10 protein-coding genes are annotated in these 13,009 nt (G+C 55.2%); 2 read left to right on the forward strand and 8 right to left on the reverse strand.

Features of this window, described 5'->3' with window-relative positions; translation table 11 throughout:
- The first annotated feature begins 226 nt into the window (after window positions 1-226).
- A complete protein-coding gene (locus ACPUC8_RS06405) occupies window positions 227-1,174 on the forward strand; it encodes a sulfonate ABC transporter substrate-binding protein (RefSeq protein ID WP_494925812.1) in 948 nt (315 codons plus the stop codon).
- A 51-nt stretch (window positions 1,175-1,225) separates the two neighbouring features.
- Here the strand turns inward: ACPUC8_RS06405 and ACPUC8_RS06410 are convergent, their stop codons facing one another.
- The 8 genes from ACPUC8_RS06410 to ssuD all read right to left on the reverse strand — a co-directional run bounded on the left by ACPUC8_RS06410 (window position 1,226) and on the right by ssuD (window position 10,698).
- On the reverse strand, window positions 1,226-2,440 hold the full coding sequence (locus tag ACPUC8_RS06410; RefSeq protein ID WP_494925813.1) for an acyl-CoA dehydrogenase family protein: 1,215 nt from the start codon (window positions 2,438-2,440) through the stop codon (window positions 1,226-1,228).
- Window positions 2,441-2,442: 2 nt separating this feature from the next.
- The gene (locus ACPUC8_RS06415; protein ID WP_039330211.1) at window positions 2,443-3,876 is read right to left on the reverse strand and encodes an MFS transporter; all 1,434 of its coding nucleotides are present in this window, start codon (window positions 3,874-3,876) and stop codon (window positions 2,443-2,445) included.
- Window positions 3,877-4,052: 176 nt separating this feature from the next.
- On the reverse strand, window positions 4,053-4,928 hold the full coding sequence (locus ACPUC8_RS06420; RefSeq protein WP_039330212.1) for a MetQ/NlpA family ABC transporter substrate-binding protein: 876 nt from the start codon (window positions 4,926-4,928) through the stop codon (window positions 4,053-4,055).
- Complete coding sequence (locus ACPUC8_RS06425; RefSeq protein ID WP_494925814.1) at window positions 4,925-5,623, reverse strand: methionine ABC transporter permease; 699 nt, start codon at window positions 5,621-5,623, stop codon at window positions 4,925-4,927. The genes ACPUC8_RS06420 and ACPUC8_RS06425 overlap by 4 nt, the downstream gene beginning before the upstream one ends.
- A complete protein-coding gene (locus ACPUC8_RS06430; protein WP_494925815.1) occupies window positions 5,620-6,639 on the reverse strand; it encodes a methionine ABC transporter ATP-binding protein in 1,020 nt (339 codons plus the stop codon). Before ACPUC8_RS06430 ends, ACPUC8_RS06425 begins: the two co-directional genes overlap by 4 nt.
- Window positions 6,636-8,030: an LLM class flavin-dependent oxidoreductase gene (locus tag ACPUC8_RS06435; protein WP_494925816.1), complete on the reverse strand. Its 1,395-nt coding sequence runs from the start codon at window positions 8,028-8,030 to the stop codon at window positions 6,636-6,638. The genes ACPUC8_RS06430 and ACPUC8_RS06435 overlap by 4 nt, the downstream gene beginning before the upstream one ends.
- 74 nt (window positions 8,031-8,104) lie before the next feature.
- A complete protein-coding gene (locus ACPUC8_RS06440; protein ID WP_494925817.1) occupies window positions 8,105-9,511 on the reverse strand; it encodes an FAD/NAD(P)-binding protein in 1,407 nt (468 codons plus the stop codon).
- 14 nt (window positions 9,512-9,525) lie between these two features.
- Window positions 9,526-10,698, reverse strand: coding sequence for an FMNH2-dependent alkanesulfonate monooxygenase (gene ssuD / locus ACPUC8_RS06445; RefSeq protein ID WP_494925818.1), 1,173 nt, complete (start codon window positions 10,696-10,698; stop codon window positions 9,526-9,528).
- 274 nt (window positions 10,699-10,972) lie between these two features.
- On the opposite strand from ssuD, the gene ACPUC8_RS06450 reads away from it, so the two are divergent.
- Window positions 10,973-12,907, forward strand: coding sequence for an aliphatic sulfonate ABC transporter substrate-binding protein (locus ACPUC8_RS06450; RefSeq protein ID WP_494925819.1), 1,935 nt, complete (start codon window positions 10,973-10,975; stop codon window positions 12,905-12,907).
- Window positions 12,908-13,009: the final 102 nt, after the last annotated feature.

The following is a 13,009-nucleotide window of genomic DNA, read 5'->3' on the forward strand; positions in this document are numbered from 1 at the left end:
CAACGTAAGTGCCTATCCTGACAGAAGACTATCGATATGACATTTTGATTTGTTATACAAATTATTACCGTGCTAATTATCTGGGCATCTATGCAAATTGAGATGACATACTGATTACAGTGAATGATCGCGATCACAAAAATTAGGTTATAAGCGATCGAAATTAGTTATTTATTGGTTATATAAGCGCTTTGTTATGGTGAGAAAAAACCACGAGAGACTCATCATGCAAACTAAAATTCCTGTTCTGAGCACGCTGGCCCTCAGCATCGGCCTGCTCTCTGCAAATGCCTTTGCCGCCAACCCAGAAACCGTCACCATTGGTTATCAGAAAGCCAATATTTTCGCACTGTTAAAGTATCGCGGCACGCTGGATGAAACCTTCAAAAAAGAGGGCATCAATGTGCGTTGGGTGGAGTTCCCTGCGGGTCCGCAGATGCTGGAAGGGCTGAACGTCGGCAGCATTGATTTGGCCGCCACTGGCGATGCCCCGCCAGCATTCGCGCAAGCCGCCAAAGCCGATTTGATCTACCTTGGCCACTCCCCTGCTAACCCAAAAACCGAAGCGATTGTGGTGCCTAAAGATTCCCCGATTAAAAGCGTGGCGGATTTGAAAGGTAAACGCGTTGGCCTGAATAAAGGCTCTGACGTGAACTATCTGCTGGTTAAGGCGCTGGAAGATGCTGGTTTAAACTACAAAGATGTGAAACCCGTTTATCTGCCACCCGCCGATGCGCGTGCCGCCTTCCAGAAAGGGGCGATTGATGCCTGGGTGATTTGGGATCCGTTCCTGGCTGAAGTGGAAGCCAACGCCGATGCCCGTGAAATTCGCAATGCCGAAGGGTTAGTACCGCATTATACCTTCTATCTCGCCAGCCGCCCGTTTGCGGAAGGCCACCCGGATACGGCTAAACAGGTCGTGGATGAGTTAAGCAAACTGAGTGACTGGGCTAACCAGCATCAGGATGAGGCAGCCGCGATTTTATCAAAATCCACCGGGCTGGATAAAACCATCTGGCAAACCACCTTAAAACGTCTGCCTTACGGTGCCACGCGCATGACTCCGCAGGTATTCGACGAGCAACAAGCGCTGGCAGATACGTTTACCCGCGTAGGACTGCTGCCGGTGAAAGTGGATGTGCGCAGTGCGACCTGGTCGCTGGATAAGAAGTAAATTGCTTTTTTCATAACAGGCGGCCTGAAGGCCGCCTCTACCTACAGGCTTTTATTCGCCTCCGCGACCAATCTGCCAAATCCCGGTTGGCGGCGTGCCGTTCACCTTCCAGCCACCGATATCACGCGCTTTATAGATCACCGGATTGTGTGATGACACCGTACGCGCATTACGCCAGTGGCGGTCCAGCGCTTTGCTGATGCGCGTGTCCGATGCACCGAGCGCATTAAACAGCTCAGTAGCAGCACGTGGCACCAGTTCACTGGCGATCACCTGCGCCTGCCCGGCTTCCGCTTCCGCCAACGCATTCACGGCGAGAAGCTGCGCTTCATCGTGGCTTAAGTGTGCTTCATACGCTGATTGCAGTGAATGTGCTGCACGGATCACTGTGGCTTCAACAGCAAATGCCAGGCTGGTGATCTCGCCTATCACCTGTAATACCTGCACATCGTCGCGTGACGCACCACCGTTGCTGTGGCTGTAAATGCGGTTGCGAGCCGCAACCACCTGCGCGCCGTCTCGTGCCACCGCACGGCCAATTCCTGCCAGCGTAGCCAGTAACACATGCTGATAGAACGCCGTTTGGTAGCGGAAGCGCGTGGCGAAATCGAACACATGCGTTTGTTCAACATGTGCATTATCGAAGCGTGTAGTGCCACTCCCGGTTAAGCGCTGGCCAAAACCATCCCAGTCGTCTTCACGCGTCACGCCCGGTTGGTGAGTGTTCACCAGAGCAATCACGTCACCCTGGTTGTCGTTGCGACGCGCATAGACATCGATCCAGTCGGCAAACAGCGTGCCAGTGCTGTAAAACTTCTCTCCGCTCAGGGTCCATCCGTTTGCCATCGGCGTGACGCGCGTGATCACATCACCGAGTTTCACCACGCCAGTCTCCGTCCAGCCGCTGCCGACCAGCTCGCCGTCGATAAAACGGCCGAACCAGCGGTCGCGCTCTTCACTGTCAGGTTGGTTCAGGCGGTCTTCGACGAAAGCGAAGTGGGCACGCAGCGCCTGTGGCAGATTAGAATCCGCTTCCGCCAGTTCAGTCAGCAGTTGGAACAGTTGCGGCAGTGATGCGCCCCAACCGCCCTTCTCTTTAGGGATACGCACCGTGCCAAAGCCGGACTCTTTTAGCCACGTCAGGGCTTCATGCGGCAAGGTGCGGCTGCGTTCGCGCGCCACTGCGCCCTCGGCAATGCGGGCAAACAACGGGCGGAAATGGGCTGCCAGTGCAGCGTAATCAGTACCTGTTGAAAGTAAGCTCATGGTCACTCCTGATGAGAAAGATCGTCGATGTCGTGGCGAGTCGGTTCGTGACGTACCGCCAGCAGGAAGAAGATCGGGATGATGGCGGCAAGTGATACCACCCAGAACATGTTGGTACCCAACGCCGACTGCAAAATCGGCAGAATAAACAGCGCCAGCGCACTGCCAATACCGGAAAGTGCGCGGCTAAAGCCCACGCCGGTGGCACGAATGGAGGTGGGATACGAGAGCGCCGGATAGACCATCAGCTGTGCGCCAGGACCAAAACCTTCGGCAAACAGCCACAAGCCCAGCATCAGTATCGCGAACACAATCCCGGCGATGGCTTCAGGATGCCCAATCAGCGCCAGCGCGATTAGGGCAAAGAACTGCAAGGCAAAACCGGCGATAGCCACGTGGCGTGACGGATATTTCCATGCCAGACGCATACCTAACAAACCGCCGGTAAAGGCGAACAAGGCGTTGAGGCCCAGCGAAGCAGAGATGGTTTCAAACACACCAGCGCCGAGGAATTGCGCCAGAATTGAGGGCAGGAAGAACGCGATAGCCGTGTACTCAAATGAGATGCAGATGTTCATCACACCGGCCACGATAGTGCGCTCACGCCAGGGTTTCTGGAACAGCACGCGGAAACTCACCTTCGGCGCGGCTTCTGCTGGTGGCGCTTCCGGCTCGGCTTCATGCGCATGAATGCCATAAGAATCCCGCAGGATGCGCACCGCTGATTTCAGATCCCCCTGATTGGCGGCCCACAACGGTGATTCGTTCATAAACTTGCTGCGCACGGCGATGATCAGCAACGCAGGGACCGCCCCGAACAGCAGTGAAGCGCGCCATAACCAATCGAGATGTTCTTTCGGTAACAGGAAATAGAGGCCGAAGATCAGCAGGAAGCACACCGTTGAAGCGGCGTACCACATCGGGCACCAGGCAGCCAGACGCGCCGCTTTGTTACCTTTGCCCGCAAACTTAGAAAACTCCGCCAGATAGGACATCGCCACCGGCAAATCGATGCCGACGCCAATCCCCATCAGGAAGCGTGCGCCAATCAGTACCCAGACATTGGGCGCTAATCCGGCGGCAATAGCGGAGACGACGAAGAACAACATATCGGCCATAAACACCGAGTAGCGGCCATATTTGTCGGTGAGCCAGCCACCAATCAGGTTGCCGACGATAGTGCCGACCATAATCGAAGAGGTCACCAGCCCGGTAATGAAAGGGCTTAGCTGGAATTCGCGTACCACGTCATCAATGCCGTAGGAGAGCGTGGTGAGATCGTAAGCATCAAGGAAGACGCCACCGAGCGCGAGGAACACAATCATGCGCGCATAGTTGTTTTTGTCACTGCGGGTGTTGATCAGCCTTGCCACATCACTGACCGAACGCACCGGCTCGGAAGCCGGCAGGGTGTTTTCTAAAGGAAGAGTACTCATAACGCCTCACGTTATTTTTAGTTATGCAGGTGAGGTTGTTATAAACGTTTAACTGACAGGACCAAAACAACAAATAGTGATATTAATGTGTTATATATCAATAATATAAAATCAAAACAAGCACAAAAACCCGAACGCGCAGCGCGAGTCCGGGGAGCGTATTAAAAGCGGGGGGATTACTCAGCAGAGACAGGCACCAGCACACCTTTTACCAGCGGGTCATCGGTGGTTTTTAACCACTGTTGAACGCGCGGATCGGAGAACGCCTGCTTGAGTTTGACGATATTTTCTTGCTCCAGATACGGTGTGCCAATCACCAACTGCGATGCAAAGGTACGCGGTGCTGGCGGGAAGAGGATGCCTTTATCACGCGGGACTTTGCCGGCATCAAACTGTGAGACGTAGCCAATCGCGGCATCGACAGAATTGAGCGCACGCGGCATCGTTAACAAGTCGAGTTCTTTAAAAACGAAGCCGTGCGGATTGCCCACAATATTCTTGAGTTTGGCGGTACGCGGTTCAACGTTGGGGTCAAGCGTGATCAATCCCTGACGTGCCAGTAACCAAAGTGCCTGACCTTGGTTGGCGCCGTCATCGGGAACCACGATGGTAGCGCCCTGCGGTAGATCGGCCACCGATTTATAGCGGTCCGAGTAGATACCAAATGCCCACTGGAACAGCGGTAGAGCAGAAGTGAGTTTAAAGCCGTTGGCATCGACCACCTGCTTCAGCCACCACTGATGTTGATAAACCGTGGCCGCATACTGTCCTTCGGCGACGGCACGGTCAGCTTGCACCGGGTCCTGCACACCCACAGCCTGCAGCTTCAGGCCGTAGTCAGGTGCGATATGCTCGCCGACATACTCAATCAACTTCTGTTCACCGGCCATTGCTGGCTCAAAGTGCACCTGCAAGGTGCTGCCAAAGACCACCGTTTGTGCCTGCTGGCTGCGCCAGAACCAGGCCGCAGCGGCCAGTGCAATGACCACTATAATCAGTAGCAGCCATGGCCAGCGGCGGGTTTTACGTAATTCAAACTCTTGTGTTGTCATATGGATGTCCCCTGAGGATGGCGCAATGCGGTAACCAGTCGGTCACCGAGAAATTGGATGGTTTGGATGAGAGCGATTAACACTACGATGGTGGCGATCATGATGTGGTTGTCGAAGCGCTGGTAGCCGTACACCACGGCCAGATAGCCAATGCCGCCCGCGCCGATGGTGCCGGCAATCGCCGAATACTCAATCATCGAAATCAGGTTGAGCGTGATAGCGGCAACGATGGCGGGCAAGGCTTCACTGAGTTGCGCCGAGCGGATGATTTGCCAACGCGAGCCACCACACACCAGCCCCACCGCAGTGACCTCGCCAGGCAGCTCGCGCAAGGCGTTATCCACCAGCCGACCAAAGAACGGGATGCCAGCGGCAATCATCGGCACCACCGCGGCGGGAATACCGATGGTGGTGCCGGTTAGCCAGAAGGTGAACGGAATGATCGCGGCCATCAGCACCAGAAACGGCAGTGAGCGCCCCATGTTAACCATCCAACTCAACACCCGATGCACGCCGCGATGGGGAAACAGCCCGCGAGCCGAGGTGTTGAACAGCACCACACCGACCATGCCGCCGGAGGTCACGACAAACAGCATCACGATTGCCACCATTAACGCGGTTTCGCCCAACGCAGGCAGCATCAAGGTTGGGATTTCCAGCCATGGCGTGTCTTGACTCATTACGGAGACGCTCATACCGCCTCCCGTAATGGCAGCACGCTGCCAGAGACACTGGCGACTAACCCGAATTGTTCTAGTTGCGCCAGTAACCGTGCAAGCGGCACGCGCTCCTGTTGGAAGTGAATACCGACCTGCAAGCGTCCGGCCTGAATGCCATTGACCTGTTCGATATGCGCGCCGAGCAGATCAATGCGCAGCGCAAACTGCTGGCTAAGCCGCGAAATCCAGTCGCTGGCGACCGGCACATCGGTGCGATAGCTAAGTTGCAGGATCAGTTCTGCGACACCCGGCTTAGCCACCAGCGGGAAGAGGCGTTGCCCCAGCGCTGAATCCGGTTCAGCCAGTAAGTCTTTCACCACGCCGTACTGCACAATTTCCCCATTGCGAATCTCGGCCACCGCATCGGCTGCCTGACGCACCGCATCCATTTCATGGGTGATCAACACAATCGCCAGCTTATAGTCGTCACGCAGTTTTTTGAGCAGATCGAGCACGGTGAGGGTTGCCTCAGGATCAAGCCCTGAGGTCGCTTCATCGGCCAACAGCACCGAAGGACGCAATGCCAGTGCACGCGCGATACCGATCCGTTGGCGCTGACCACCGGAAAGCTGCCCAGAGTAGGCGTTGGCTTTGTGGCTCAGGCCGACACTCTCCAGCAACTCACCGACGCGCGCGGCAATATCACGCTCTACCACGCCGAGATAGCGCAAAGGCAACGCGATATTTTCCCACGCACTTTTGCGTTGCAACAGTGCGGATGACTGAAACACCGTCCCAATCGATCGACGTGCAAGGCGCAGTTCCTCACCATCCAGCCGGGAAAGATCGCTGCCGTTCACGCGAATGCTGCCGGAACTGGGCTGTTCCAGCAGGCTGATGCATTTTGCCAGCGTCGATTTACCGGCTCCGCTTGGACCCACCACGGCCGTGATATTGGCCTGAGGCACCTGCAGGTTTATCGCTTTCAGCACCTCAGTCACGCGGCCATCAGTGCTGCGATACTGCTTACTCAGCTGTTCAATCTCAATCATGAGACCTCCTGCTGCACACGGCTTTTCACGCGATAGCCTGCACCCGGATGCGGTGCGGTTAGCTGAGGTCCCGCATCAAACAGCTTCTCGCGCAGCGTGCCTTGTGCGTAATCCTTTTTGTAGACGCCGCGCTTTTGCAGTTCCGGAATCAGCAGTTCAACCACATCTTCAAAGGTTTCATGCGTCAACGCATAGGCCAGGTTGAAGCCATCCACATCGGTATCTTCGACCCAACTTTGCAGTTCATCCGCCACCGTTTCAGCGCTGCCGACAATCAGCGGACCAAAACCGCCAATACCTACCCAGTCCGCTAACGCTTTGACCGTCCATTGACGATCGGGATCGGCAGTCGAGAAGGTTTCCACGGCAGATTGAATGGCATTGGTGTGCAGGTACTTCAACACTTGATCTGGCTGATACTGTCCGAAGTCGATACCGGTCCAGCCAGACACCAGCGCCAACGCACCTTCGTAGCTGACCCAACTTTGGTACTCTTTCCACTTTGCCTGCGCCGCCGCGTCGGTTTCCCCGACAATCACCGTTTGCAGGTTGAAGATCAGAATGCTGCGCGGATCACGTCCTGCTTCTTCGGCACGACGGCGAATATCGGCCACGGTTTTCTTCAACAGCACCTTTGACGGTGCCGCCACAAATACGCACTCTGCATGCTCAGCGGCAAACTGCTTACCGCGGCTTGAAGCCCCTGCCTGATACAACACCGGTGTCCGTTGCGGCGAGGGTTCGCACAGGTGGATACCGGGCACATTGAAGAAGGTGCCTTGATGATTAATCGGATGGATTTTGCGAGGGTCACTGAAGATGCGACGTTCGCGATCGCGTAGAACCGCATCCTGTTCCCAGCTCCCTTCCAGCAGTTTATAGACCACTTGCAGATACTCATCGGCGTAGTCATAACGACTGTCGTGATCGGTCTGTGCCTGGTGGCCAATATTACGAGCGCCGCTCTCCAGATACGAGGTGACAATGTTCCAGCCAATGCGTCCCTTGGTGAGGTGATCGAGCGTGGAGAGGCGTCGCGCAAAAGGATAAGGGTGCTCAAATGACAGCGACGCGGTGAGACCAAAGCCGAGATGTTCGGTCACCAGCGCCATCGGTGTGATCAGTGCCAGCGGATCGTTGACCGGCACCTGCGTTGCCTGGCGGATGGCGGCATCGCCATTACCATTCAGCACATCATAGATGCCCAGCACATCGGCAATAAACAACCCATCGAATTTCCCCCGTTCTAACAGGCGCGCCAAATCGACCCAATACTCCAGATCTTTGTACTGCCAGGAGCGGTCGCGCGGGTGGGCCCACAGTCCAGGTGACTGGTGTCCGACACAGTTCATATCAAATGCATTCAAGCGAATTTCACGTTGCGATGGCATAGCAATCTCCATAGCGAGGCCGTGATCGTGCTACGACCCGGCGTTCGTCAGTTAATTTTTAAGATGTTGAGAGATTAAGAATCAGAAGGGGGACATCGCTCGGCATGAACGATATGCAGTTCTTTCAGGATTTGCTGCGCCACGGCCGCGGCATGGTCGGCGACTTGCGGCAAGCCCATCAGCTCACCAAAGCGTGCGCGTGCGGCGGGGCCAACCACCAGTAACCGGGCATTGGACTGGCCTTGATGATTAAGGGCATGGGATTGTTCATCCACATCCAGACCGAAGCCGAGTGCATCGGCACGTATCAGGCCTTGCTCACTCAACGAAAGTAATAGCGGCTGGCTGTGGGTCAACGCATCGTGACCTGGACCGGTAGTGACGATCAGATGGTCCAGTAGCTGCGTCTGTGTTTCACCTTGCCGAGTGTGCAGTGTGATTTCCAGCTGATGAGCGCGCGCAGTGATAGCGTGCAATCTGGCCGCCAGCACCTGCAAACTGCCCTGCTGCTGACGTTGAGTGATGATCGCCGACACCTGAGGCGCAATGCGGTAGCGGTGTACATCCCACCAGGAGCGCAGATGACGCACAAACCGTTGCTGTTCGCGTAACGGCAATGATTGCCAGATACGTTGCCCCTGTACACGGACTTCATCCAGTACGCGCTGCCAGGGCAATTGCTGCTGTGCAGCACGATCGACCTCGGCGCGAATATGGTGTAGCCACAAACGCGTCTCTGCGGCGTTCTGCGGCGCTAACGTCCATTCAGGCCACTCACCTGTCAGATTAGCGCGTGAGAGCTGCCCACGGCGCGAGAAGGCCGTTAACGGGCCTCGATGCTGGCGGGTGGCCAGTGAGGCAACCACATCAGCCATACTCAGCCCGGTGCCCATAATCGCCACCGATGCGTCAGGATCGATAGCATCCAGTGCGCCTTGCTGCCAGGGATTGGCGATCAAGGCCGGATGCTGTGCCAGGGGCTGTAATGAATTTGGCAATGAAGGCGGTGGATGGCTAATCGCCAAAGCCAGCACATCGCCCTTCAGGGTTTCACCATCACTGAGTAGCAACTGCTGCCCCTCCCATGCGATGGCGCTGGCCTTAATGTGTCGTAGCGTCACAAGTGGATGCGCTTGTGCGGCGAGCGCAAACTGTTCCGCCAGATAGCGTCCAAACAACCCGCGCTGAGGATAGACCGATCCGTCGGTGCAATGGGCTGCGGAGTCCAGTGAACATTCCGGCTGCTGACGATACCAGCGGTCAAATGCACCCTGCTCATCGCCGCTTAAATGCATACGCGATGCGGGCACGTTAATACGATGCGCAGGCTCCTGCGTCGAGTAGGCAACACCGCCGCCAAGGCGATCGCGCGGCTCGACCACTGTAATCAGTAATCGGCTGGCTGCGGTACGCGCAAGATGAATAGCCAGCGCCGTGCCGCTAAAGCCGCCACCGACAATCATCACATGTGCTATCGCCATTGCCTTCTCCTGCATTAGCTGGCGCTCGTTTGCTTCGATGGACGCTTATCGCCACCGATGGTTTCGCCAAAAGGCCCGGTATTGAACGTGCGCGCTCGCTGCTGTTGTCCGTGCGCCAACGGCAGCAGCGGTAATAACAATTCTGCCACACGATGGGCCTCTTCCAGATGCGGATAGCCTGACAAGATGAAGTTGGTCACACCCAACGCCTGATATTCGCGGATGCGTTCTGCCACTTGCTGCGGGCTCCCCACCAGTGCCGTTCCGGCACCGCCGCGCACCAGCCCCACGCCCGCCCATAAGTTTGGCGCAATGTAGAGATTATCGCGTGAACCCTTGTGTAACGCGCTCATACGCGCCTGCCCTGCCGAGTCCATGCGGGCAAAGATCTTTTGCGCCTGCGCGATGGTCTCTTCATCCAGTTGACCAATCAGCTTGTCTGCAGCGGCTTTCGCTTCCTCTTCGGTTTCACGCACGATAACGTGCAAGCGAATGCCATACTCAAGCTTGCGTCCGCGTGCGGCGGCACGTTCACGCACTACCGCGATTTTTTCCGCCACCTGCTCTGGTGGCTCGCCCCACGTCAGGTAGGTATCAATTTGTTGTGCCGCAACGTCTATCGCCGCTTCAGAAGATCCACCAAAGTAGAGCGGTGGGCCATTTTCTTGTACCGGAGGGAACAGCACTTCGGCCCCTTCTACATGAATGTGCTCTCCTTGATAGTCGACTTTCTCCCCGCGCATTAAGCGGCTGTAGACGTCGAGGAACTCTTTGGTCACCTCATAACGTTCACTGTGATTCAGGAAGATGCCGTCGCCCTTGTTCTCAACCGGATCGCCGCCCGTCACCACGTTGATTAACAGGCGCCCTTCAGACAAGCGATCAAGAGTGGTAGCCATGCGTGCCGCCAGCGTTGGCGGTTGCAAGCCTGGGCGCACCGCAACCAGGTAGCGCAGACGGCGCGTAATCGGTGCCAGCGCTGACGCAACCAGCCATGAATCTTCACAGCTTTTACCGGTTGGAATCAGCACACCGTAGAATCCGAGATTGTCGGCAGCCAAGGCCACCTGCTGTAAGTAGGCTAAATCAACCGGGCGACCTCCTTCGGTGGTGCCCAGATAGCGGCCATCGCCGTGAGTAGGGAGAAACCAGAAGACATTGATAGCGTTGTTAGCGGAATCGGCCATTATGCTTTTCCTATATAACTTTATTCGAAATTGGTCATTTCTGACTGTTTATTTAGTTATATGGCTATTAGCGAAAAGCGTGCCAGTTTGGTATTTGCCCTTACTTGCGGGATTTCAGACATTTAGCTCTGATTACTCCGTTAAGCGTTGTTGCATTCACAACTTCACGTCAACAGCTATTGCTGCATATGCAACTGCTTATGCTTTTTTCCTGCTGTTCACAGTGAACCTGAATGTTTAGCGTGTGATGATGCTCCTGAAAGGAAATCAAACCATGCTCAACACCTACGCCAACCACACCGATTCGCCTCGTTTAGTCGACCCGGCTTCACTTGCCTTTCAATCACTGCTCGATAAATTTGCCCCCACGGATGCCACCGTGTTGATTGTGGGTGAAACCGGCACCGGTAAGGAAGTTGTCGCGCGCTATCTACATCACCATAGCGCGCGCCGCCATGGCCCCTTTCTGGCCGTCAACTGTGGAGCGCTCACCGAGAGTCTGGCGGAGGCTGAGCTCTTTGGTCATGAGAAAGGGGCTTTCACCGGTGCGTCGCAGGCACATCCAGGCTGGTTTGAATCCGCGCAGGGTGGCACGCTGCTCCTCGATGAAATCGGTGAACTTAGCCCGCCATTGCAGGTTAAATTATTGCGTGTGTTGCAGGAGCGAGAGATCAACCGTGTCGGCTCACGTAAAGCGATTAAAGTGGATGTGCGCGTCATTGCGGCGACACATGTGGACTTAGCTCAGGCGATCCGTGAACGTCGATTCAGAGAAGATCTCTTTTACCGACTCAACATCGCCGTAGTGCCGTTGCCGCCTTTACGGCAGCGCCGGGATGATATTCCTCTTCTGGCACAACATTTTCTGACGTTGTATGCACGACGTTTGGGGCGTCCTGCACGACGACTCTCTCCCGACGCGCTTGAGGCGCTGCACGAATACAGCTGGCCGGGCAATATCCGTGAACTTGAAAACACCCTGCATAACGCGGTACTTCTCAGTCGTGAGGAAACGCTGACTCCCGCGCAACTGCGACTTGCCGGTTACAGTGAACATCGATTTATCTCTTTTGCAGACTCAACGCTGGACAGTTTTCTGCGTCAGCAACTTTCGTCAGAACCGCATCAACTGTTTGATCGTGTGGTTGCCAGCTTGATTAATAATGCGCTTGAACTTACGGATCAGAATCAGACTCAGGCTGCGGCTTTACTCGGCATCAGTCGTCACACCTTACGTACTCAACTTGCCCATCAGGGCATGATTAAAGGCCGTCGAAAAACCACCAGCAGCGCTCCAGTCACATCTGTGTCTGCGAACGGTCAGGAACGTGAACTGCGTATTGGTTATCAGAAATTTGGCAACCTGGGGGTGTTAAAAGCACGCCAAAGCCTTGAGCAGTGTTTTTCTCAGCAAGGCGTCAGCGTGTTGTGGAGTGAATATCCAGCCGGACCTCAATTACTCCACGCGCTGCAAAACAACGAAATTGACTTTGGTACCACCGGTGAAGTCCCGCCGATATTTGCTCAGGTTGGGGGCAATGCCGTGACCTATATTGCCTGGGAACCTCCCGCACCGAACAGCGTGGGTCTGGTGGTGCCGTATGACAGTGATATTCAAACCCTTACGGATTTACGCGGTAAGCGCATTTCAATTAATAAAGGCTCAAACGTTCACTGGCTTCTGCTGCAACTGCTTGAAGAAGCCGGCATCGCGTTGGATGAGGTGAAAGTCGTTTATGCGCCGCCAAAATACCCTTTAACCGCCAGTGATTATCTGGCGGTGGATGCCTGGATGATGTGGGATCCACTTTTGAGTGCAGCTGAGTCCAATGCTGAACTGCGAGTTTTAGCAAATGGCGAAGGGCGCGTGCGTAATCACCAGTTCTATCTTGCTCGCCGTGATTACGTACTTCAGCATGATGATGTGGTGCAGAAGCTGGTGGAAAGCTTACAGCAAACCGGATTGTTCATTGATAGCCATCGCAAGGAAGCGGCGGGCTTGCTCGCTGAGGAGCTGGGACTGGAATTAGCAGCTGTAGAAAGGGCGCTTAGCCGCCGTAGTCATAGAACCCGAGCCATGGCATTTGAAGTGATAAAAGAGCAGCAGATTATCGCCGATCGTTTCTATGCCTTGGGTCTGATAAATAAACCTGTCCGTGTTCGGGATGCGGTCTGGCAGTTTTCTCCCTCGCTGACGCTGACAGCTTAAGAGACGATGAGAGTTATCCACCTTTTCTGTGGATAAATCATTGAATATCATCTGACTAAACCAAGTTTGTATCTTTTGGCAAACGTTGTAGCCTTAGTGAAA

Source organism: Pantoea sp. CFCC18177, assembly GCF_059412425.1.